The sequence below is a fragment of the Streptomyces sp. HUAS MS02 genome, assembly GCF_055702265.1.
Map to the genome: position 1 here is coordinate 6841321 of NZ_CM146747.1, position 22484 is coordinate 6863804.

At 69.2% G+C, this 22484-nt stretch carries 17 protein-coding genes; 6 read left to right on the plus strand and 11 right to left on the minus strand.

All coding sequences use genetic code 11. From position 1 onward, the window contains the following. Nucleotides 1-229 precede the first annotated feature (229 nt). From ACZ9QC_RS29455 to ACZ9QC_RS29505, 11 genes are all read right to left on the minus strand, one after another. Entirely contained in the window at nucleotides 230-970 is a 741-nt protein-coding gene (locus ACZ9QC_RS29455) for an SDR family NAD(P)-dependent oxidoreductase (RefSeq protein ID WP_472915875.1), read from the minus strand. A 126-nt stretch (nucleotides 971-1096) separates the two neighbouring features. Beyond that, the gene (locus ACZ9QC_RS29460) at nucleotides 1097-2635 is read right to left on the minus strand and encodes a BTAD domain-containing putative transcriptional regulator (RefSeq protein ID WP_472915876.1); all 1539 of its coding nucleotides are present in this window, start codon (nucleotides 2633-2635) and stop codon (nucleotides 1097-1099) included. Between the two features lie 112 nt (nucleotides 2636-2747). Continuing rightward, a complete protein-coding gene (locus tag ACZ9QC_RS29465; RefSeq protein ID WP_472915877.1) occupies nucleotides 2748-4007 on the minus strand; it encodes an ABC transporter substrate-binding protein in 1260 nt (419 codons plus the stop codon). A gap of 334 nt (nucleotides 4008-4341) precedes the next feature. Then, nucleotides 4342-6009 carry a pyridoxal phosphate-dependent aminotransferase gene (locus ACZ9QC_RS29470; RefSeq protein ID WP_472915878.1) on the minus strand — a complete coding sequence of 556 codons (1668 nt, stop codon included), beginning with the start codon at nucleotides 6007-6009 and terminating at the stop codon, nucleotides 4342-4344. Nucleotides 6010-6197: 188 nt separating this feature from the next. Beyond that, the gene (locus ACZ9QC_RS29475; RefSeq protein WP_472915879.1) at nucleotides 6198-7325 is read right to left on the minus strand and encodes an aldose epimerase family protein; all 1128 of its coding nucleotides are present in this window, start codon (nucleotides 7323-7325) and stop codon (nucleotides 6198-6200) included. A 6-nt stretch (nucleotides 7326-7331) separates the two neighbouring features. Then, nucleotides 7332-8576, minus strand: coding sequence for a multiple monosaccharide ABC transporter permease (mmsB, locus tag ACZ9QC_RS29480; protein WP_472915880.1), 1245 nt, complete (start codon nucleotides 8574-8576; stop codon nucleotides 7332-7334). Continuing rightward, the gene (gene mmsA, locus ACZ9QC_RS29485; protein ID WP_472915881.1) at nucleotides 8573-10123 is read right to left on the minus strand and encodes a multiple monosaccharide ABC transporter ATP-binding protein; all 1551 of its coding nucleotides are present in this window, start codon (nucleotides 10121-10123) and stop codon (nucleotides 8573-8575) included. The genes mmsB and mmsA overlap by 4 nt, the downstream gene beginning before the upstream one ends. 32 nt (nucleotides 10124-10155) lie before the next feature. Then, the gene (chvE, locus tag ACZ9QC_RS29490) at nucleotides 10156-11268 is read right to left on the minus strand and encodes a multiple monosaccharide ABC transporter substrate-binding protein (RefSeq protein ID WP_472915882.1); all 1113 of its coding nucleotides are present in this window, start codon (nucleotides 11266-11268) and stop codon (nucleotides 10156-10158) included. A 136-nt stretch (nucleotides 11269-11404) separates the two neighbouring features. Continuing rightward, the gene (locus ACZ9QC_RS29495) at nucleotides 11405-12373 is read right to left on the minus strand and encodes a hypothetical protein (RefSeq protein ID WP_472915883.1); all 969 of its coding nucleotides are present in this window, start codon (nucleotides 12371-12373) and stop codon (nucleotides 11405-11407) included. 122 nt (nucleotides 12374-12495) lie between these two features. After that, a complete protein-coding gene (locus tag ACZ9QC_RS29500; protein ID WP_472915884.1) occupies nucleotides 12496-13518 on the minus strand; it encodes a zinc-dependent alcohol dehydrogenase in 1023 nt (340 codons plus the stop codon). Then, nucleotides 13515-14672, minus strand: coding sequence for a mandelate racemase/muconate lactonizing enzyme family protein (locus ACZ9QC_RS29505; RefSeq protein WP_472915885.1), 1158 nt, complete (start codon nucleotides 14670-14672; stop codon nucleotides 13515-13517). Before ACZ9QC_RS29505 ends, ACZ9QC_RS29500 begins: the two co-directional genes overlap by 4 nt. 763 nt (nucleotides 14673-15435) lie before the next feature. On the opposite strand from ACZ9QC_RS29505, the gene ACZ9QC_RS29510 reads away from it, so the two are divergent. The 6 genes from ACZ9QC_RS29510 (at nucleotide 15436) to ACZ9QC_RS29535 (ending at nucleotide 22308) form a co-directional block, all read left to right on the plus strand. After that, entirely contained in the window at nucleotides 15436-16479 is a 1044-nt protein-coding gene (locus tag ACZ9QC_RS29510) for a LacI family DNA-binding transcriptional regulator (protein ID WP_472915886.1), read from the plus strand. 141 nt (nucleotides 16480-16620) lie between these two features. Next, nucleotides 16621-17622: an ABC transporter substrate-binding protein gene (locus tag ACZ9QC_RS29515; protein ID WP_472915887.1), complete on the plus strand. Its 1002-nt coding sequence runs from the start codon at nucleotides 16621-16623 to the stop codon at nucleotides 17620-17622. A gap of 98 nt (nucleotides 17623-17720) precedes the next feature. Next, nucleotides 17721-19259: a sugar ABC transporter ATP-binding protein gene (locus ACZ9QC_RS29520; RefSeq protein WP_472915888.1), complete on the plus strand. Its 1539-nt coding sequence runs from the start codon at nucleotides 17721-17723 to the stop codon at nucleotides 19257-19259. Then, on the plus strand, nucleotides 19256-20356 hold the full coding sequence (locus tag ACZ9QC_RS29525) for an ABC transporter permease (RefSeq protein WP_472915889.1): 1101 nt from the start codon (nucleotides 19256-19258) through the stop codon (nucleotides 20354-20356). The genes ACZ9QC_RS29520 and ACZ9QC_RS29525 overlap by 4 nt, the downstream gene beginning before the upstream one ends. After that, a complete protein-coding gene (yjfF, locus tag ACZ9QC_RS29530; protein WP_472915890.1) occupies nucleotides 20353-21384 on the plus strand; it encodes a galactofuranose ABC transporter, permease protein YjfF in 1032 nt (343 codons plus the stop codon). The genes ACZ9QC_RS29525 and yjfF overlap by 4 nt, the downstream gene beginning before the upstream one ends. 198 nt (nucleotides 21385-21582) lie before the next feature. Further along, nucleotides 21583-22308 carry an SCO2400 family protein gene (locus ACZ9QC_RS29535; RefSeq protein WP_472915891.1) on the plus strand — a complete coding sequence of 242 codons (726 nt, stop codon included), beginning with the start codon at nucleotides 21583-21585 and terminating at the stop codon, nucleotides 22306-22308. The last annotated feature ends 176 nt before the right edge of the window (nucleotides 22309-22484 follow it).

Consider the following 22484-nt stretch of genomic DNA (forward strand, 5'->3'; position numbering starts at 1 on the left):
TAACCGTATGAATGAGATCGAGTGGTGATCGGATTCGCCCGACCTCGGCTGATCGGTTTCCGTCCATCGATCGGTCGAGGGAGCCTGCGATGCAGCGTCGGCCCCCTCCCGCACGTTCGTCGGCCCCCTCCCGCACGTTCTGGGAGGGGGCCGACGAGACGACGAGGATGCAGAGGATGACGAGGATGACGATGACTACGGCGGCTGAGCAGCCGATCCGGGCGACCCCTCAGGTCGCGATGTAGCCGCCGTCGGCGGCGAGCACCGCACCGGTGATGTAGCCCGCCCTGTCGGAGGCCAGGAACGCCACGGCCTCGGCGATCTCCTCGGGCTCGCCGGCGCGGGCGAGCGGCGTGTTCTGGCTGAACGTCTCGAACATCTCGCCCACCGTGTCGACGGCCATGTCGGTACGGATCGGACCGGGTGCCACGGAGTTGACGCGCACGCCCGCGGCCCCGAACTCGACGGCCCACGATCGGGTCAGTGCGTCCATCGCGGCCTTGGAGGCGTTGTACACGGAGCCCATGGCGGTGCCGATCTGCCCGGCGACCGACGACACGTTGACGATCGCGCCCTTCTTCCTCGCCACCATGGCCGGCACGAGCGCGGCCGTCAGGAAATAGGCCGCGCGGACATTGACGTCGAATATCTGCTCGTACTCGTGGAGCGACTGCTCGGGGGTCGGCGAGAGCGGGAAGACGCCCGCGTTGTTCACGAGCACGTCCACCTCGCCGACCTCCCCGGCGAGCCTGCGGACCTCGTCGAGGTTCGCGACGTCCGCGACGACGAAGTGGCCCGTGCCGCCCGCCCGCTCGATCAGCTCGACGGTCTCCTTGCCGAGTTCGGCCCTGCGCCCGGTCGCATAGACGGTGGCACCCGCCTCCGCGAGCTTGACCGCGATCGCGCGGCCGATGCCCGAGGTGGCGCCGGTGACGAGTGCCTTCTTGCCCTGAAGTTCCTTGGTTGACATGTCTGCCAACGTGGCCCCGCAGGATGGTCGGCGCATAAATTCCGTATATACCGCCTGGTCAGGGCTTGAGGAACGAAGTTGGCCGGTCCCGACGCGCTGCGCCTCGCCTCGCACCCCACTCGCCCCTCAGCTGACCGGCGCCGGTGTGCGCAGGGCGAAGTAGACGCGGACGAACCGCGGCAACCGGTAGCGGCCGAGCACGAGCGGCTCGATGAGGTGGACCTCCGCGAGCGACTCCAGCACCCGCTCGATCTCACCGGGGTCGGACCCGGACATCCGTGCCGCCTCGTGGCAGTCGATCACCTCGGTGTCCTGGCGCGCGAAACAGCTGAGCAGGTGCCGTTCGGGATCGGTGAGATCCTGGTCGGCCGCGATCATCGGGGCCAGCATCGCGACGCAGTCGGACGGGAGCGCGTCGGCGGACCCGCCCTCCCGCCGCATCTGCAGCAGAAACATCTCGATCGTCCAGTCGGGGCGCGAGCCGAGCTTGCCGCCGACGACCCTGATCGGGGCCGGCAGTCGCGAGAGATGTTCCAGCAGTACCTCGACGTGCTCGGGTTCCGCGTCCGCGCGCGCCGGTCCGATGGTCCTGCGGAAGAACTCCCGCGCCTCCTGCCCGCTCAGCCCGGCGATCTGCACCCAGCTCACCCCGGGCAGCTCGTGCAACCGGCGGACGCTCGTGAGGATCATCGCCGAGCCGGGCGTGGCCAGATCGCGCACGGAAGCCGCGTCCCGCACGTCGTCGACCACGACGAGGAACCGCTTGCCGCGCGCCTTCTCCCGCCACAGCGTGGCCTTGTCGCCGACGGGGTGCTCCACACCGACCGCCCTTAACAGCTCACCGGCGACGTCCCTGCCCCTGACGAAGATCTGCCCGTCCGGAAAGCGGCCCTTCACGAGGTGGCCGATCCGGGTGGCCAGCACGGTCCTGCCGCTGCCCCGCATACCGGTGATGCCCACGGTGCCCGGCAGCGTCCGCAGAGCCTCGGCGATCTCCTCGGCGCGGCCGGTGAAGTCGGTCAGATCCGGCGGAAGCTGCTCCGGCCTGTGCGGCGGGGTGAGATCGCCGCTGAGGATCTGCGCGTGGACCCTGCGCAGCTCAGGACCCGGTTCGAGACCGAGCTCCTCGCGGAGGAGCGCGCGTGCCCGGTGGAAGTGGTCGAGTGCCTCGCCCTGCCTGCCCTCCAGGTAGAGCGCGCGCATCAGGAGGGCGCGGGGACGCTCCCTGAGAGGGAAGGCGGAGACATGGGCCTGTAGCTGAAGCACGTCGAACTCGCGTTCAAGGCAGTCCTCGCGCGCCTTGAGCCGGTGGTCGCCGAGCCGCACCCGCTGTGCGTCGAAGTAGGCACTCCGCAGACCCTCCAGGGGTGCGCCGTCGCAGCCGTCGACGATCTCCGCGCGGGCCGTGTACCCGCCGTCCCTGGTCCTCAGGTCCAACTCCGGAAGCGCCTTGCGGATCTTGTACACATACGTCCGCAGCGCCATGACCGCGCTCGGCGTCGGGTCGTCCCAGACCATACCGATCAGCTGGTCGTTGCTCAGCCGGACGCCGTTGTTCAGCAGCAACGCCGCGAGCACCGAACGCTGTTGGCGCGGCCCCAGCTCGATCTCCTCCTCGTCGCGCCATGCTCGTACCGGACCCATCAGCGAAAATCGCAGGCTCATGCGACAGTGCAACGCGCACGCGGATCGCCTGCTTCCCCGCGCTCTCCGCACGGTGCCACGTTCCGAGCCGCCTCTCCGCGCCAGGACGACCGCCCCTGCCGTACCGGTCCTCCTACCGCGCCACCTTCGCGATCGACTCCAGCACCTCTTGGGGGTCTCCGTCCGGGGTCACCGCCTTGCCGATGCGGCGGCGGATCTCCGTGGCCACCTCGGACCAGTTGGTCTCGGCGACGGGGTAGAGGCGGAGGTTCTGGAGGGTGTCCAGGCCGTTCCACAGCGGCTTGTGGGCCTTGTCGGCGCGCATCGCGTCGGCGGCGGAGGTGGTGACGGGGAGCAGTTCGTACTGGGCGGCCTGCTCGGTCACGTACTTGTCGGAGTAGAGGAAGTCGAGGAACTCGCCGATGGCGGCCCGGTGGTCGTCGTTGCGGAAGGCGACGACCCAGTCCGCCGTACCCATGGTCGGCGTCGTGTCGCCGTCGCGGCTCGGCAGCGGTACGGCACCGTAGGGCACGGAGTCGGAGGAGTCCTCGATCTGGCGGATCAGCGACAGCGGCGCGTTGACCATGGCCGCCTCACCGGTGAGGAACGCGGCGACCGCCTCGGACCGGTTCAGCTCGCCGGGCGGGACCGGGCCGGTGAGGCCCTCGCCGATCAGGTTCTGCTTCAGCCAGGTCAGTGTCGCCACATTGGCGGTGGACGCGATGTCGTAGCGGTTGGTGGAGTCGGTGTAGCCGCCGTCGCCGGCCAGCAGCCACGTCAGGGTCTCCGCCTCCGCCTCCTCCGGGCCGAGCGGCACGGCGATCGGGTACTTCACGCCCAGCGCCTTCAACGCCCGTGCGCCGGCGACGAGTTCGTCCCACGTGGTCGGCGGCTCCAGGCCCGCCGCCGTGAACAGATCCTTGTTGTAGTAGAGCAGCCGGGTGCTCGCCGTGAAGGGCATGCCGTACTGGGCGCGGTCCATCTCTCCGGCGTTCGCGAGGCTCCGTACGAAGGACGCCTGGACCGGGACCGACAGCACCTCGTCGGCGCTGTAGAGGAGGTCGCGCGCGGCGTACTCGGAGTAGCTGTCCGTCTGGACGATGTCCGGTGCCTCGCCCCGCTCGACGAGTTCCGCGACCTTCTTGTCGACCTCGTCCGGTTCGTGGACCTGGACGTCCACCTCGATGCCCGGGTGCTCGGCGCCGAACGCGAGGGCCACCCGGTCCCAGTAGCCCTCGGAGTTCTTGCGGACGCTGTCGCCGTAGTTGGTCGCGACGACCGTCAGGGAGACCGTCCCCGACTCCGCGTCCGTGTCACCGCCGCAGCCGGACAGCCCGGCCGCGAGTCCCAGGGCGGCCGTGACCGCCACGATCGTCCGGGCGTTGTGGCGCACGGTCCACCCACTTCCAGCTTCCGTCCGGCTTCCGGCCGAGTCCGCGACGCGCGAGTAAGCAGACGCGCGAGTACAGGAGTTGTGATCGGGCTTGATCGTATGGTGCGTGCCGGCGCGTACGGGCCCGTGGGCGTTGCGTTTTGATTCCGACGGTGTGACGGAGAGTGGGGAAGTGCCCGAGATGACCCACCGGCTCCAGGAAGTACGGAATCGGCGGTCCCGCCGTTCAGCCACCCGGAGGGGCGGCAGACGAGCAGACGCCCCCGACAGGGGCCCGTGCGGGGCCTGTCGGGGGCGTCTGCTGGTGCGATCGACCGTCCGGGAGGGCCGAGCCTCACCCGACCTGGTTGTACACCGCTCCTGCCGCCGGCCACCCCTGCGGCTCCTCCAGGGGCTCCGGCTGGGTGCGGCCGCGTACCTGGGCGGCGGTGAGGCCCTGGGCCGCGCCCATGGCGCGGCGGCCCTGAGCGGCGGTCGCGAGACCCGGCATCCCGGTCTGGGCGACGGGCTGGAGCCCGGGGGCCGGCATGCCGGGGGGCATCGGGGCCTGCGCGGGGACCGGTACCGGCATCGGGGCCGGCGTGGGCACCGGCGTCGGCATGGGCATGGGAGCCGGCGCGGGCGCCGGGGCCGGGAACTGCGTGGCGGCGGGCGCCGGGGCCGGGAACTGCATGGAGGCGGCGGCGGGCATCGGGGCCGGGGCCGGTGCGGGCGCCGGGGTCGCGAACTGCATGGAGGACGCGGGGGCCGGGGTCGGCATGCTCATCGCCTGTGCGGCGAGGTTCTGCATGCCGGTCCCGCTGGTCTCGCCCATCAGCCGGTCCACGGCCGCCGTACCCGAGCTGTAGCTGGTCCCGGTGCTCAGCTCGGGTACGGCGGCTCCCCTCCTGGACCCGTAGAGAACCGACTCCAGGCCGGACACCAGGCGACGCACGTCGACCTGGGGCCGGACCACGAGTCGCAGGAAGCGACTGGACGAGCCGACCTTGTTGCCGCACTCGCGGACCAGGATCCGGTGCTCGGTGAGCAGCCGGTCGCGGACCACGGTGCCCTCGGCGCCCACGGGCAGACGCACGAAGAGGAAGTTCCCCTGTGACGGGTAGACCGTCAGCCCGGGGAGGGCGGAGAGCTGGCGGGCCATGTCCAGCCGGTCACGGCGGACCTGGTGCAGGCTCTCCATGTACTCGGCGCCGTGGTTCTTCAGCATGAACACCACGTGCTCGGCGAAGGAGTTGAGGTTCCACTTCGGCAGCATCGAGCGGATCTTCCCGGCGAGCGCCGGGTTGGCGACCAGGTAGCCGAAGCGGATGCCGTGCAGCCCGAAGTTCTTGCCGAGCGAACGCAGTACGACGACGTTGGGCCGCATCACCGCGTCCTGCACCGTGCTCGGCTCGGACTCGGCGTCGGCGAACTCCAGGAAGGACTCGTCGATGACGATCAGGTCCAGGTCGGCCATGGCGTCCATGAACTGCACCAGCGCGTGCCGGTGGAGGAAGCCGCCGTCGGGGTTGTTGGGGTTGCAGATGACGGCGACCCTGGTGCCGCGGGCCCGGATGAACTCGGCGTACTGCGCGAGGTCGAGGGCGAAGCCGCTGGACTCCTGGAGCGGGAACATGTCGACCCGCTTGCCGGTCTCCATGGGCTGGTCGGTCCAGCGGCCGAAGGTGGGGACGGGGACGGCGAGGGACTCCCGGACGAGCAGGTGGTCGATCCAGGTGATGAGTTCGGTCGAGCCGTTGCCCATCGCCACGCACTGCGGCGGCAGTTGGAGCAGGTTGCACAGCTCGGCCGTGATGGTGTCGGCGCTGCTCGGGTAGTACGTGATGATGTCGCGCAGCTTGCTGGCCATGTCGTCGAACATGGCCGGGGTGGGGAAGTAGGGGTTGCAGGGGATACAGAAGTCCACCGGACCCACCCCGTCGCCGCCCTCACGTGTCAGCGCAGCCATCGAGGGGCTGTGCGCCGCAGTGCTGCGGAACAACGAGGTGACGTTGTCGGCCATGGAACCTCCGTAGGGGGCGGACCCGTTGGGGACGACCGGGTCCGACGACTAAGGGCGGCCCGCGCGGGGGAGCACGGGCCGTCCCTACATACGCGGGCTGGGGTGGCGCCGTTCAACCACTGAGGGTTCCGTGGGAAATTGTGAGCGCGCTGTGAAGATCTTACAGAAGATTCTGCGTCATGTTCGCGTCACGAGAACGCGTGCACGGTCGTCGACCGGTAGGTCTCCCCGGGCCGCAGCACCGTCGACGGGTACGAGGGCTTGTTCGGCGAGTCGGGGAAGTGCTGGGTCTCCAGGCACAGTGCGTCCCCTTGCCGGTAGATCCTCCCGGAGGACCCGACGAGCGTGCCGTCGAGGAAGTTCCCGGAGTAGAACTGCAGCCCCGGCTCGGTCGTGGAGACCGTCAGGGTGCGGCCGGACGCCGGGTCGGTGAGGGTGGCGGCCCACTCCGGCTCCGCCGTGACGCCCTTGTCGAGCACCCAGTTGTGGTCGAACCCCTTGGCGTACAGCAGCTGGGGGTCGGCCACGCGGAGGTCCTCGGCGATCGTCTTGCCCGTGCGGAAGTCGAAGGGGGTGCCCTCGACCCCGGCCGGCTCACCGGTGGGGATCAGACCGGAGTCGACGGGCGTGTAGCGACCGGCGGCGATCGTCAGCCGATGGTCGCCGACCGAGCCGCTGCCCTCGCCCGCGAGGTTCCAGTACACGTGGCTGGTGAGGTTGACGACGGTGGCCCGGTCGGTGGTGGCCTCGTAGTCGACGCGCCACTCGCCCCGCGCGGTGAGCGTGTACGTCACCTTCACGTCGAGCGTGCCCGGGTAGCCCATGTCGCCGTCGGCGCTCGTGTGGGTCAGGTACAGCCCGACCTCCGAGTCCCGCTCGAACGGCTCGACCTCCCACACGACCTTGTCGAAGCCCCCGGCACCACCGTGCAGGCTGTTGGCGCCGTCGTTGACGGACAGCTCGTACGTCGTGCCGTCCAGCGTGAAGCGGCCCTCGCCGAGACGGTTGCCGTACCGGCCGATCAGCGCGCCGAAGTACGGGGAGTCGGCGACGTACTCCTCGACGGCGGCGAACCCGAGGGAGACGTTCGCGTACCGGCCCTCGGCGTCCGGGACCTCCAGCGACTGCACGATCCCGCCGTACGACAGGACCTTCAGCCTCGTCCCGCCGTTCTCCAGCGACCAGCGGTGGATCTCGGTCCCGTCGGCGAGCTTGCCGAAGACTTCCTTCACGGGTGACGCCCCACTTTCCTGTTCGTGCCTGTTCATGTCCGTCCATGAAAAAAGGGGCCCCGCCTTTCGGCGAGGCCCCCTCACGGTGTGTCAGGAACCGCTCTTGCGCTTGTTCCACACGTCGAAGCCGACGGCCGCCAGCAGGGCCAGGCCCTTGATGACCTGCTGCCAGTCGGTGCCGATGCTCAGGAGGTTCATGCCGTTGTTCAGCACGCCGAGGACGAGGCCGCCGATGATCGCGCCGAGGACGGTGCCGACACCGCCGCTCATGGACGCGCCGCCGATGAACGCCGAGGCGATGGCCTCCAGTTCGTAGCTCAGACCCGCCTTCGGCGAGGCCGCGTTGAGCCGGGCGGCGATCGCCAGGCCCGCCAGGGCCGCGAGCACGCCCATGTTGACGAAGACCAGGAAGGTGACCTTCTTGTCCTTCACACCGGAGAGCTTCGCGGCCGGCAGGTTGCCGCCGATCGCGTAGATGTGCCGGCCGAAGACGGAGTTGCGCATCACATAGCCGTAGCCGACCACCAGCGCGCCCAGGACCAGCAGGATGATCGGCGCGCCGCGGAAGCTGGCGAGCAGCAGCGTGACCGTGAGGAGCGCGGCCGAGATGGCGACCAGCTTGAGCACGAAGATGTTGCGCGGGGCCACCTCAAGGGCGAACTCCTGCTGGCGCTTGCGGTCACGCACCTCCTGGAGGACCACGAAGGCGATCAGCGTGAAGCCCAGCAGCAGCGTGATGTTGTGGTAGTTCGTGGTGGGGCCGACCTCGGGCAGGAAGCCGTTGCCCATCTTCTCCAGACCCTTGGGGAAGGGGCCGAGGGTCTGGCCCTCCAGCAGGATCTCCGTGACACCGCGGAAGACGAGCATGCCGGCGAGGGTGACGATGAACGACGGTATGCCGAGATACGCGATGAAGAACCCTTGTGCCGCGCCCGCGGCCGCGCCCGCCATCAGGCAGAGCACCACGGCGAGCGGCCACGGTATGTCGTGCTGCACCGTCAGCACCGCCGCGAACGCGCCCACGAACGCCGTGAGCGACCCGACCGACAGGTCGATGTGGCCCGCGACGATCACCAGCATCATGCCGATCGCGAGGATCAGGATGTAGCTGTTCTGCAGGACCAGGTTGGAGACGTTGCGCGGCAGCAGCAGGTCGCCGCCGGTCAGGATCGCGAAGAAGGCGACGATCAGGCCGAGGGCGATCAGCATGCCGTACTGCCGCATGTTGCGGCGCATACCGTCCAGCATCAGCTGCAACAGGCCGCTGCCCGTGGCGGATCCGGTGCCGCCCGGCGGCGCCGGGGCCGGGCTCTTGGCGGTCACGTCCGTGCTCATCGGGTTACCTCTTTGTCCTTCGTCATCTGGCGCATCAGCGATTCCTGCGTGGCCTCGGCACGCGAGAACTCGCCTGTCAGCCGCCCCGCGGCCATCGTGTAGATGCGGTCGCACATCCCGAGGAGCTCCGGCAGCTCGGAGGAGATGAAGACGACCGCCTTGCCCTCGGCGGCCAGCTTGTCGATCACCGTGTAGATCTCGTACTTGGCGCCGACGTCGATGCCGCGCGTCGGCTCGTCCAGGATCAGCACGTCCGGACCGGCGAAGATCCACTTGCTGAGGACGACCTTCTGCTGGTTGCCGCCGGACAGCTTGCCCACCGGCTCGAACACCGTCGGGGCCTTGATGTTCATGGTCTTGCGGTAGCGCTCGGCGACCTGGCGTTCCTCGTGCTCGTCGACGACGCCCCGCTTGGCGACCTTGTTCAGTGCGGTCAGCGAGATGTTCCGGTTGATCGTGTCGATCAGGTTGAGGCCGTAGTGCTTGCGGTCCTCGGTGACGTACGCGATGCCGTGCTTGACCGCCTCGGCGACCGACTTCGTACGGATCTCGGTGCCGTCCTTGAGGACCGTGCCGCCCGCGTAGCGGCCGTAGGTCCGGCCGAAGACGCTCATCGCGAGCTCCGTGCGACCGGCGCCCATGAGGCCCGCGATCCCGACGATCTCCCCGCGCCGCACGTTGATCGACACATCGTCGACGACCTTGCGCTGCTGGTCGATGGGGTGGAGCACGGTCCAGTCGCGGATCTCCAGGGCGGGTGCCGCGCCCACCTCCGGCTCGTGCGGGGTGCGCTCGGGGAAGCGGTTGTCGAGGTCGCGGCCCACCATGCCGCTGATGATCCGGTCCTCGGTGGTCTCCTCGGCCTTGACGTCGAGGGTCTCGATCGACTTCCCGTCGCGGATGATCGTCACCGAGTCGGCGACCTTGCGGATCTCGTTGAGCTTGTGGGAGATGATGATCGAGGTGATGCCCTGCTTCTTCAACTCCAGGATGAGATCGAGGAGTTTGCCGCTGTCCTCGTCGTTCAGGGCGGCGGTCGGCTCGTCCAGGATGAGCAGCTTCACCTTCTTGGACAGCGCCTTGGCGATCTCCACCAGCTGCTGCTTGCCCACACCGATGTCGGTGACCCGGGTCTCCGGGTGGTCGTCGAGGCCGACCCTGCGCAGCAGTTGGCTCGCGTGCCGCAGGGTCTCCCGCCAGTCGATGAACCCGCCCTTGGCGTGCTCGTTGCCGAGGAAGATGTTCTCCGCCAGGGAGAGGTACGGCGACAGCGCCAGCTCCTGGTGGATGATGACGATGCCGCGCTGCTCGCTCGCGCGGATGTCCTTGAACTCGCAGACCTCTCCCTCGAAGAGGATCTCGCCCTCGTAGCTGCCGTGCGGATGGACGCCGGAGAGCACCTTCATCAAGGTGGACTTTCCGGCGCCGTTCTCACCGCAGATGGCGTGGACCTCGCCCTGGCGGACGGTCAGGGTGACGTCCGACAGCGCCTTGACGCCGGGAAAGGTCTTGACGATCGAGCGCATTTCCAGGACGGGTCCCGCCATGGTCGTGCCTTCCAATCAGTTGGAGCCGGCGGTTACTTGAGGTCGCCGGCCTTGATGTAGCCGGAGTCGACGACGACCGTCTGGTAGTTGGTCTTGTCGACGGCGACCGGCTCGAGCAGGTAGGCGGGGACGACCTTGGAGCCGTTGTCGTAGGTCTCGGTGTCGTTGGTCTCGGGCTTCTTGTCGTTCAGCAGCGCGTCGACCATGTTCGAGGCGACCTTGGCGAGCTCGCGGGTGTCCTTGTAGACGGTCATCGACTGCTCGTCCGCGATGATCGACTTCACCGAGCCGACCTCGGCGTCCTGGCCGGTGACGATCGGCAGCGGCTTGTCCTTGGAGCCGTAGCCGTCGGACTTCAGCGCGGAGAGGATGCCGATGGAGATGCCGTCGTACGGCGAGAGGACGGCGTCGACCTTGCCGCTCTTGTAGTCCTTGGTGAGGATGTCGTCCATGCGGCGCTGGGCGGTGGCGCCGTCCCAGCGCAGCGTGGTGACCTTGGTGATCTCGGTCTCGCCGGACTTCACGACCAGCTGCTTCTTGTCGATGTACGGCTTGAGGACGTTCATCGCGCCGTTGAAGAAGTAGCGGGTGTTGTTGTCGTCGTTGGAGCCGGCGAACAACTCGATGTTGAAGGGGCCCTTCTTGGAGCCGTCCTTCAGGCCGAGCTTCTCGACGATGTAGTTGCCCTGGAGCTCGCCGACCTTCTCGTTGTCGAAGGAGGCGTAGTAGTCGACGTTCTCGGTGCCGAGGATCAGGCGGTCGTAGGAGATGACCGGGATGTCGGCGTCCTTGGCCTGCTGGAGCACGTTGTTCATCGACTTGTTGTCGATCGCGGCGACGATCAGGGCCTTCACGCCCTGCGTGATCATGTTCTCGATCTGGGAGACCTGCTTGGCGGGGTCGTCCTCGCCGAAGACCAGCTGGGTCTTGTAGCCCTTGGACTTGAGGTCCTTGACCACGTTGTCGCCGTCGGCGATCCAGCGCTCGGAGGACTTGGTCGGCATCGAGATGCCGATGGTGGCGCCCTCGGTGCTGCCGCCCTCCTCCTTGCTGCCGCCCTCGCCGCTCTGGCCACAGGCGGAGAGGGTGAGGGCCAGCGAGGCGGCGGAGGCTATGGCGGCGAGTGCGGCTCGGCGAGTGCGCATGATCATCATCCTTGATGTCTTGAAGGCCTGGATCGTGCTGGCGAGATCGGCGTTTCAGGAGCCGAAAGCTGCCAGAGAAGACGTGGGGGATTGTGTGTGACTGCGTCGTCTTCTGTGAAGACAGTTGTCCGGTTCGTTATGAGGGAGTTCCGAACCGCTTCAATTCGCCCGGCAGTCGGGAGCCGAGCGGCGCCATGTCGCCGTCCGCTCCGTGCCGTGCGAGCAGGTCCAGGGCCAGCCGGCCGCGCCGTACGCGTTCCTTGGCCGTGGACAGTGTGAGGTCCCGCATGTGATGCCCGTAGGGGTAGATCCCGGGGGCCTTCGACAGGCCGAACTTCAGATAGATCGGCGCGCCGCGCCGGATCAGCTCGGCGACCTCGTACATGCGGACGTAGCCGCCGAGGTCGTCGGGCGCCTCGATGTACATGTCCATGGGGGCGCCGGACGCCCGCCGGATCTCCGTGAGGTGGTCGAGAGTGAGGTCGCTCGGCACGTTGATCGAGTCGCCGCCGAGGTTCTCGTACACGGCGTACGCGGTCGGGTTCACCGGTCCGATCAGCGCCGACACCTTGAACGTCGTGTCGGCCGGCAGGATCCCCGCCACCCGCGCCTTGTGCAGCGTCCACAGCACGCCCTCGTCGGCGACGAGCAGGCACTTCACGCCCAGCTCGGTCGCGCGCACGGCGTCCTCCACACAGCCGGCGACCGCGTCGTGGCCCCGGGCGCGCAGACCGCCGCCCTTGGAGTCGGTGCGGGTGGAGCCCCCGATGTCCCAGGTGCCGCGCGGGCCGGTGAACAGGCAGAGCTCGATGTCGCGCTCGGCCGTCGCCTCCACCATCTCGGTGATCTCGGCGTCGGTGAGCATCCACACACCGCTGCCCTGGCTGATCCGGTGGATCGGGACGTCGAGTCGCGAGGCCTCCTTGAGGACCACGGCGAGCGCCTCCGGCCCCTCCACGGAGGGCACCTCGGTGCGCCACCGGCCGCCACCGGGGAAGGTGTGCGGGGAGGCGTCGGACGGGTCGAGGGCGGGTGCGTCGAGCCCGAGCGCGGCGAGGGCCTGCTCGCCGGGTCGGCGCGGGGCCGGGGCGGTGGTGTCGGTCACAAGCTGTCCTTCATGTTCGGTATTTCGGACGAGGTTCGCGGCTCTTGGTGCACAAAGCTCTTGGATGTACGCCGGTACGCAGTCGTCAGGTACCCCGTACCGGCGTACGGCTCAGGGGTGTGTCATGGCCGCAGCAGGACCTTTCCGACCGTCGGGTCGCCGGACCCCACCAACTCGATGGCCTGCGAGAACTCCGCCAGCGGAAGCTCGTGCGTGACGAGCGGCAGCGGGTCCAGCAGCCCGGCTCCGAAGACCCGCACCGTGTGCGCCCACGCGTCCGGCGCCGCGCCGAACACCGTGTGCACCTCCAGTTGCCGTACGACGAGATCCGTCGGGTCGAGCCCGTCGGCGCCCGGCGCCGGGATGCCCGTGAGGACCAGCCGGCCGCCGCGCCGCAGCAGGGCGGCTGCCGTGCGCGCCGCGTCCGCCGACCCGGCGGTCTCGATGACCACGTCGAAGTCGCCCGGCAGCGCCTGGTCCTTGGTGCGGAAGTCGGTGGCGCCGAAGCGCTTCGACAGCTCCGCGCGGTCCGGCCGCGTGCCCACGACGAGCAGCTCGGCGGGCGAGGCCGCCTTCAAGAACTGAACGGCGAACATCCCGAGCGTCCCGGTGCCCACCACGGCGACCCGCTCACCCGGAACGGCGTTCGCCTTGAGCGCGGCGGCCGCGATGCACGCGGCCGGCTCCAGCAGCGCCGCCGCCGTCAGATCCGCGTCGTCCGGCAGGACGTGCAGCAGACGGGCGGGCAGGGTGAGCGTCGTGGCCATCGCGCCGGGCTGGGTGAACCCGGTCTCCTCGTATCCCGCGGAGCACAGCGTGGTCTCGCCCGCGTGGCAGCGGTCGCACACCTGGCAGTTGCGGAAACCCTCACCAACTACCTTGCGCCCTACAAGAGTTGAAGGTACTCCGGTGCCGACCTCGACGACCGTGCCGGACCACTCGTGGCCCGGGGTGAGCGGGTAACGGACGTACCCCTCCGGCCGGTTGCCCTGGAAGACCTCGCGGTCGCTGCCGCAGATCCCGGAGGCGTGCACCCGGACCAGGGCCTCGCCGGCCTCCGGCGGCCTGGCCTCGTGCGGGACGAGACGGTGCTCGCCCGGCGCCTCGATGACGACGGCGGCTGCCGCGTCGGGGGAGGAGCTCACTTGGTCCCCTTGGGCTTGCGCTGCTCCCAGCCCTCGGCCCACAGGTCGAAGCGCGCCTGCTGCTGCGGGAACTCCGCCGCCGCGTCCACGTCCAGCTCGACCCCGAGGCCGGGCTTGTCGGAGAGGTGGAAGTAGCCGTCCACGACCTCCGGGGCGCCCGAGACGACCTTCTTGATGTCCGCGTCCGCGAAGTCGTTGAAGTGCTCGAGGATCTTGAAGTTCGGGGAGGTGAAGCCGACCTGGAGGGAGGCCGCCGTCAGCACCGGGCCGCCCACGTTGTGCGGCGCGACCAGCATGTAGTGGGTCTCGGCGGTCGCGGCCAGCTTGCGGGTCTCCCAGATGCCGCCGATGTGGCCGACGTCCGGCTGGATGATGTCCACGGCCTGGCTCTCGAAGAGCTCACGGAACTCGATCCGGTCGTGGATGCGCTCACCCGTGGCCACCGGCATGTCGACCTTGGCGGCCACCTTCTCCAGCGCCTTCAGGTTCTCCGGCGGCACCGGCTCCTCCAGCCACGCGGGCTTGAAGGGTGCCAGGTCCTTGGCGAGCCGCACGGCGGTCGAGGGCGAGAAGCGGCCGTGCATCTCCAGCATCAGCTCGGCGTCCGGCCCGATGGCGTCACGCACGGCCTCGATCAGCGAGACGGCGTACAGGCTCTGCTGGTGGTCCAGCTCGAAGTGGCCGGTCCCGAAGGGGTCGATCTTGAGCGCCTTGTAGCCGCGCTCCATCACGCCGCGCGCCGCCTTGTGGTACGCCTCGGGCGTGCGCTCGGTGGTGTACCAGCCGTTGGCGTACGCCTTGACCTTGTCGGTGACCTTGCCGCCCAGCAGCTGCCAGACCGGCACACCGAGGGCCTTGCCCTTGATGTCCCAGCAGGCCATCTCGATGACGGCGATGCCGGACATCACGATCTCGCCGGCGCGCCCGTAGTCGCCGTACTTCATACGCTTGACCAGATCCTCGACAGCGAACGGGTCGGAGCCGAGAATGTGGTTGGTCTTCGCCTCGTGCAGATAGCCGAGCAGCGCGTCGGTGTGGCCCAGCATGCGGGTCTCGCCGACGCCGGTGAGACCCTCGTCGGTGTGCACGAGGACGTAGGTCAGGTTCCGCCACGGCGTCCCGACCACGTGCGTGCTGATTCCCGTGATGCGCACGGTACTCCCTGTCCTCTGTAGTCTGTTCGAAATTTCGTCGCTCGTTCGAAATGCTGGTCGCGACAGTAAGGACGACCCGGTCGGAGTGTCAATGGGTCGAACACACAACGGTCCAGGGCGACCCGCGCGGCCCGCGCCCCGGGAACGGTACGGGGTGATCTGGGCGCAGGTGAACGCGGCGCGCGGCGAGCGGATGTGAGCGGTGTCCTTGACGGGGGCGCGGATGTCCAAGCGGCCTCTGGTGGCGGGTGTGATGTCCGTTGCGTCCAGGGTGAGTTGGGTGCCGAGCGGCGAGTTCCGGTCTTGCCGGGGGTGCCGGGTTCGGCTTGCCGTCGACCCGTCGTCGTGCCGGAACACGGCCTCTGCCAGGGAGGTCGCGCCGAACGCTGAAGCCGACGCGGGGTCGCGAGGTGGCTCGCGTCAACGCGTTCGGGCCAAAAGCCTGTTGCGCGGCCGATGAGTGCCTCCGGACGCCCTCGTCGTGACCCGTGCCGCCCGGCGCGTTACGCAAACGTGACCGCCCTCTCTGCTGCAGCCCTCTTGACCGCCAGGAATTGTTAGCGCTCACAATGACCTCCGCAACGCACCATTCATCGCCCGGCAACATCCAGGGAGGTACGAGCGTCGTGTCGGACTCGCGCCAACTCGGCTTCCCCTCGGATGTCTTGGGGCGTTCCGGAAATTTGTTATGAAACCGGCGGCACGGGAGCGCGCTCCCGCACGACGGGTCCTATCGGCAGACGACCGCCAAGGAGGTGCGGCCGTGACGTCCTCGCAGCTGCGACCGCCCACCATGGCCGACGTCGCCCGCCAGGCCGGGGTCTCCCACCAGACCGTCTCCCGTGTGCTGGGGGATCACCCCAACGTGCGGGACGAGACCCGGGCCAAGGTGCTCCGCGCGATCGAGGAGATGGGCTACCGCCGCAACTTCTCCGCACGGGCCCTGGCGACCAGGCGCACCCAGACCCTGGGCGTGGTCGCCTCCAACACCACGCTCTACGGCCCGGCCAGCACCCTCTTCGCACTGGAGGAGGCGGCACGGGCCGAGGGATACCTCGTCTCGACGGTCAGTCTGCGGGAGCTGACCGTGGAGGCACTGTCCGAGGCCCTGGACCGTCTCAGCGACGGCGGGGTGGAGGGAGTGATCGCCCTCGCCCCGCAGCGCTCGGCGGTCGCGGCCCTCAGCGAACTGCGCCACCCCTTCCCGGTGGTGGCCGTGGGCACCGGCTCCGGCGCGGAGATCCCCAGCGTCAACGTCGACCAGCACCTGGGCGCGCGGCTGGCCACCGGCCATCTGCTCGCCGCCGGTCACCGCAAGGTCTGGCACCTCGCCGGACCCGAGTACTGGCAGGAGGCCGCCGACCGGACCGCCGGCTGGCGGGCCACCCTGGAGGAGGCCGGCGTCGAACCGCCGCAGCCGCTGCGGGGGGACTGGAGTCCGCTCTCGGGCTACCGGGCGGGCCAGGAACTGGCCGGCTGGGTGGGCCGTGGTCTGACCGCCGTCTTCGTCGCCAACGACCAGATGGCGCTGGGGGTGTTGCGGGCCCTGCGCGAGGCGGGCGTACGGACCCCCCAGGACGTGGCGGTGGTGGGCTTCGACGACATCCCGGAGTCGGAGTTCTTCGCCCCGCCGCTCACCACCGTCCGACAGGACTTCGCCACGGTGGGGCAGCGGAGCATCGCCCTGCTGCTGGACCTCATCGAGGGCCGGGCCCCCACGGTCTCCAGGGTCGCCATCGAACCCCAGCTGGTCGTCCGCGCCAGCACCTTTCCGTACGTCCCCCTGGCGGGGACCGCTCCGGGCTGACGCGGCACCGAACAAACAAACGTCATTCCCTCATCAGTATGGCCGACATTTCGAACAATGATCGACAGGTTGGACGCGGTGCGGCCGGCCCCTGAGTGCCAACGGTCCGTCCTCGGACCGGCTCTTCAAAGGAGAAGAAACATGCTCAACAGACGGAACTTCCTGACCGCGGCGATCGGTGTGGCGGCGGCGGGCACCCTGGCGGCCTGCGCCAAGGAGGACGACAGCTCCACCGGCACCTCCTCCGGCGGCGGCAAGAAGATCACCCTCGGCTTCTCCCAGGTCGGTTCCGAGAGCGGCTGGCGCAGCGCCAACACCGACTCCGTGAAGTCGGCCGCCAAGGAGGCGGGCTACAACCTCAAGTTCTCCGACGCGCAGCAGAAGCAGGAGAACCAGATCTCCGCGATCCGCAGCTACATCGCGCAGAAGGTGGACGTCATCGCCTTCTCGCCGGTCGTCGTCACCGGCTGGGACGCCATCCTCAAGGAGGCCCAGGCCGCGAAGATCCCCGTCGTCCTGACCGACCGCTCCGTCGAGAGCGACGAGTCCCTGTTCGTCACCCTGGTCGGCTCCGACTTCACCGACGAGGGCCGCCGCGCCGCCAAGATCCTGGAGAAGGTCCTGGAGAAGGCCGGCCACAAGGGCAAGGTCAAGATCGCCCAGCTGGAGGGCACCACCGGTGCCGCCCCGGCGATCGAGCGTGCCAAGGGCTTCAAGGAGATCATGGACGCCGAGCACAAGGACGACTGGGAGATCGTCGTCAGCCAGACCGGCGACTTCACCCGCGCCGGCGGCAAGCAGGTCATGGCGGCCTTCCTGCAGTCCAACCCGGACATCAACGTCCTCTACGCGCACAACGACGACATGGGCCTCGGCGCCATCCAGGCCATCGAGGCGGCCGGCAAGAAGCCCGGCAAGGACATCCTCATCGTCACGGTCGACGGTGTGAAGGACGGCTTCATCGCGATGTCCGAAGGCAAGATCAACGCGATCGTCGAGTGCAACCCGCTGCTCGGCCCCCAGCTGATGGAGGTCGTGCAGAAGGTCCACGACGGCGAGAAGGTCGAGCGCTGGATCAAGACCGAGGAGAGCGACTTCCTGCAGGACCAGGCCAAGGACGCGCTCCCCACCCGTAAGTACTGACCCTCCCGCACCGGCAGGGAGCCTCCAGGGGACCCGGGTTCGCCCCGGTCCCGGAGGCTCCCCGCGGGCCTGAACCCATGTCAAGAGGAGCGCTGCTCATGGCAGAGCCGCGGCCCGTCCTGGAGATGACGGGCATAGTCAAGGAATTTCCGGGGGTACGGGCTCTGTCGGGCGTCGACTTCCGGCTCTTCCCGGGCGAGATCCACGCCCTGATGGGCGAGAACGGCGCAGGGAAGTCCACCCTCATCAAGGTGCTGACGGGGGTCTACTCCCTGGACGGCGGCACCGTCACCCTCGACGGGAAGTCCGTGCGGTTCGGCAGCCCGCTGCAGGCGCAGCAGGCCGGCATCAGCACGGTCTACCAGGAGGTCAACCTCTGCCCCAACCTCTCGGTGGCGGAGAACATCTTCATCGGACGTGAGCCCACGCGCGCGGGCCGCATCCAGTGGAAGCAGATGCGCAGGGAAGCCGCGGAGATGGTCGACCGCCTCGGCCTCGACATCGACGTGACGGCCCCGCTGTCCTCGTACCCGCTGGCCGTGCAGCAACTGGTCGCGATCGTACGGTCGGTGGGCCACGGCGACAGCGACGGCGAGGGCTCCGGCACCAAGGTGCTGGTCCTGGACGAGCCCACCTCCAGCCTCGACCGCGACGAGGTCCTCGAACTGTTCCGCCTGATGCGGCGGCTGCGGGACGAGGGCGTCGCCATCCTCTTCGTCTCGCACTTCCTGGACCAGATCTACGAGATCTGCGACCGGATGACGGTCCTGCGCAACGGCACCCTGGTCGGCGAGCACATGGTGGCCGACCTCGACCAGGTCGGGCTGATCGAGCTGATGATCGGCAAGGCCCTGGACCAGCTGGAGGAGCTCCACGAGCACCAGCTGCGCTCCGACGTCGGCGAGACCCTCGTCGAGGCCGAGGGCCTCGGCCGGACCGGTGGCATCGCCCCCTTCGACCTGGAGATCAAGAAGGGCGAGGTCGTCGGCCTCGCCGGCCTGCTCGGCTCGGGCCGCACCGAACTCGCCCGGCTGCTCTTCGGCGCCGACCAGCCCGACAGCGGCAAGGTCACCGTGGGCGGCAGGCAGGTCTCGATGAGCGCCCCGAACGACGCCATCGGCGCCGGGGTCGCGTTCTGCTCGGAGAACCGCAAGACCGAGGGCCTGGTCCCCGATCTGACGGTCCGGGAGAACATCATCCTGGCCCTCCAGGCGTCCCGCGGCTGGACCCGGCCCATCCCGGCCGGCCAGCGCGACGAACTGGTCGCCAAGTACATCAAGGCGCTGGACATCCGCCCCGCCAACCCGGAGGCCCGGGTCGGCCAGCTCAGCGGCGGCAACCAGCAGAAGGTGCTGCTCGCCCGCTGGCTGATCACCCAGCCGAAGCTGCTCATCCTGGACGAGCCCACGCGCGGCATCGACATCGGCGCGAAGGCGGAGATCCAGAAGCTGGTCGTCTCCCTCTCCGAGGACGGCATGTCCGTCCTCTACATCGCGGCCGAACTGGAGGAGGTCCTGCGCCTCAGCCACACCATCGGCGTCCTGCGCGACCGCAAGCTGGTGGCCCGGCTCACCAACGGGCCGGAGATCACCACCAGCAAGATCCTGGAGACCATCGCGAGCGGAGAACACCAGTGAGCACCCCATCCGCAGCCACCACCTCCCGCTGGCGGGCGCTGACGCACCACCACCTGTTCTGGCCGGTGGCGGTCCTGGTGGCCCTGCTGCTCGTCAACGTCCCCTTCACCCCCGACTTCTTCGCGATCAGGATGACGGACGGCCACCTCTACGGCAGCCTCGTCTCGATCGTGCTGTTCGGCTCGCCGCTGATCCTGGTCGCGGTCGGCATGACTCTGGTCATCGCCACCGGCGGCATCGACCTCTCCGTCGGCGCGGTCGTCGCCATCACCGGCGCCCTGACCTGCTCGTACATCAGCGACCAGGCCGACCAGAACGCGCTGGCCGGGGTCTTCCTCGCCATGGGCATCGGCCTGGTGGCCGCCGTCGTCTGCGGTCTGTGGAACGGCTTCCTGGTCGCCCGGATGGGCATCCAGCCGATCATCGCGACCCTCATCATCATGGTCGCCGGACGCGGTGTCGCCCAGCTGATCACCGACGGCCAGATCATCACCATCAACAGCGAGCCGTACAAGCTGATCGGCGGCGGCTACTGGCTGACGCTGCCCTTCTCCATCTTCGTGGTGGCCGCGGTCGTCGCCGTCACGGTGGCGCTGACCCGCAGGACGGCTCTCGGTCTGCTCGTCGAGTCGGTCGGCGGGAACGCCGAGGCCAGCCGTCTGGTGGGCATCCGGTCCCGGCGCATCAAGATCATGGTCTATATGTTCTGCGCCCTGTGCGCGGGCATCGCGGGCCTGATGATCAGCTCCAACACCTCGGCCGCGGACGGCAACAACGCCGGCCTGTGGATCGAGCTGGACGCGATCCTCGCGGTGGTCATCGGCGGCACCTCGCTGCTCGGCGGCCGGTTCTCGATCGGCGGCACCGTGATCGGCGCCCTGGTCATCCAGACCCTGACCACCACGATCTACACCATCGGCGTGCCGACCCAGACCAACCTGGTCTTCAAGGCCGCCGTCGTCATCGTCGTCTGCCTGCTGCAGTCCCCGAAGTTCCGGGCCAAGGTCTTCGGCGCCAAGGGGCGCGGGAAGCCCGCCGCCCCGGCGGAGCCGACCGCCCCGGCCGACGCCGCCCCGAAGATGGAGGTGTCGCGATGAGCGCGACCACCAAGACGCGTCCCGCCTCGGAGGGCGGGACGGCGTCCCAGGCGTCCGCGATCACGCGCCTGCTCGGTGACCGGCGGCTGCCGGTCCTGGTCACGGCCGCCCTGTTCCTCGCGATGTACATCACCGGCCTGAGCCGGTACCAGAACTACGGGTTCGCCGAACCGCAGGTGTTCCTCAACCTGTTCATCGACAACGGCTACCTCCTGGTCGCCGCCGTCGGCGCCACCTTCGTCATCATGTCCGGCGGCATCGACCTGTCCGTGGGCTCGCTGATCGGCTTCACCACCATGTTCACCGCCTGGCTGGTGGAGCGTCAGGGCCTGCCCCTGATCGTGGTCGTCCCGCTCGCCCTCGGCGTCGGCGCGTTCGGCGGCTTCCTCATGGGCTATGTGATCCACAACTTCGAGATCCAGCCGTTCATCGTGACCCTCGCCGGGCTCTTCCTCTTCCGGGGCCTGTGCCTGGTCATCAGCAAGGAGTCCATCTCCATCAGCGACTCCACGGTGAGCAGCCTGGCCCAGACCCGGGTGCCGCTGGGGCTCGGGGACCTCTCGATCGGCGCCCTCGTGGCCCTGGCCGTCCTCGGCGCCGCCTTCTACGTCCTGCACTACACGCGCTTCGGACGCCGTGTGTACGCCATCGGCGGCAACGAGCAGTCGGCGCTGCTGATGGGACTCCCGCTCGGCGGCACCAAGATCGCCGTCTACACGGTGAGCGGCTTCTGCTCGGCCCTGGCCGGCCTGCTGTTCATGCTGTACATCCAGTCCGGTGACCCGCTGCACGCCGTCGGCATGGAACTCGACGCCATCGCCGCGGTGGTCATCGGCGGCACCCTGCTGACCGGCGGCTCCGGCTATGTCATCGGTACCCTCTTCGGCGTCCTGGTGCTGGGCCTGATCAAGAGCATCATCCAGTTCGAGGGCACCCTCAGCTCCTGGTGGACGAAGATCGCCACCGGTGTGCTGCTCTGCGCGTTCATCCTGATCCAGCGGGCCATGACGGCCCGGAAACAGACCTGAACCGAGCAGTTCCCGGCCCCTCGGCCCCTGTGGTCCGTCGCACCCCGCGTGCGGCGGACCTGCTCGGCGTGCGCCGACATCAGGGGCGAATGCTCGGGCTTGACCTCAACTGGGCAAACCGGAAAGACAAGTTCCGCACACAACCTTCACAAGAGCCTCTAGGAACGCCCCCCGTGCGGAATCTAGTCTTCCCGCGTCATGGACTACTGCCACCCGTGCCGACGGCACCTCAACGGCGCCCTCGCCTGCCCGGGCTGCGGCACCCCCGTCGAAGAGCTCCCCGCGTACGCGGACGACGCCGACGCGCACGCCGAGGAAGCCGAGGAGACCTCCCCGGCGCCCGAGGGCGAGCCCGGCCCCCGCGCCTCGCGCCGCCGGGCCGGCCGGGAGCGCGCGACCGGGACACGCTCCAACCGCCGCGACCGCAAGGCCGCCGCCCATCGGCGCCGCCGCAAGCGCGTCCTGCTGATCGGCTCCGGGCTGCTGCTGGCCGTCGGGGCGCTGAGCCTGGCGGAGCTGGGTATCGAGTCCCCCGGCTCCGCTCCGACGACCAACGCGGCCGACGACGAGGCCGCGGGCGGTTCCTCGGCCTCTCCCGACGGCGGGTCGGCCGAGCGGGACGGCACGGCCGACGGCACCGGCGAGGACGCCTCCCCGTCCGCCTCGCCCTCCAAGTCGGCCTCCCCGTCCGCCTCCGAGTCGGAGAAGGACGACAAGGACAAGGACGAGGCCGAGCAGGAGAAGGAACGCGACAGCCAGTCCGCGACCGGGGACTCCCGCCCCGCCCCGTCCCCCACCGGCCCGGCCGCCACGGCCGCCCCCGACCCGACGACGAAACCCACCGCCGACCCCACCCCCGACGACCCGGCCCCCGACCCGTCGCCCTCGGAGACGTGCGAAAGGTTCCTGTGGTGGTGCGCCTGACGGCAAGCGCGCCCACACGACCGGCAACGACCGGCTGACGGCGACCGGCTGCCGGTGGCCGGCTGGGGGGCGAGCGGCTGACGGCCGAGCGACCGACGTCGACCGAATGACGGGTGACCGACTGACGGCGAGGGGCTAAGGGCGAGCGACTGCCGGCGCCGATTGGCGGTGAACGG

Coding starts and splice junctions, on each gene's coding strand:
- ACZ9QC_RS29455 (WP_472915875.1), bottom strand. CDS start 970: ATGTCAACCAAGGAACTTCAGGGCAAGAAGGCACTCGTCACCGGCGCC.
- ACZ9QC_RS29460 (WP_472915876.1), bottom strand. CDS start 2,635: ATGAGCCTGCGATTTTCGCTGATGGGTCCGGTACGAGCATGGCGCGAC.
- ACZ9QC_RS29470 (WP_472915878.1), bottom strand. CDS start 6,009: ATGGCCGACAACGTCACCTCGTTGTTCCGCAGCACTGCGGCGCACAGC.
- mmsB (WP_472915880.1), bottom strand. CDS start 8,576: ATGAGCACGGACGTGACCGCCAAGAGCCCGGCCCCGGCGCCGCCGGGC.
- mmsA (WP_472915881.1), bottom strand. CDS start 10,123: ATGGCGGGACCCGTCCTGGAAATGCGCTCGATCGTCAAGACCTTTCCC.
- chvE (WP_472915882.1), bottom strand. CDS start 11,268: ATGCGCACTCGCCGAGCCGCACTCGCCGCCATAGCCTCCGCCGCCTCG.
- ACZ9QC_RS29515 (WP_472915887.1), top strand. CDS start 16,621: ATGCTCAACAGACGGAACTTCCTGACCGCGGCGATCGGTGTGGCGGCG.
- ACZ9QC_RS29520 (WP_472915888.1), top strand. CDS start 17,721: ATGGCAGAGCCGCGGCCCGTCCTGGAGATGACGGGCATAGTCAAGGAA.
- yjfF (WP_472915890.1), top strand. CDS start 20,353: ATGAGCGCGACCACCAAGACGCGTCCCGCCTCGGAGGGCGGGACGGCG.
- ACZ9QC_RS29535 (WP_472915891.1), top strand. CDS start 21,583: ATGGACTACTGCCACCCGTGCCGACGGCACCTCAACGGCGCCCTCGCC.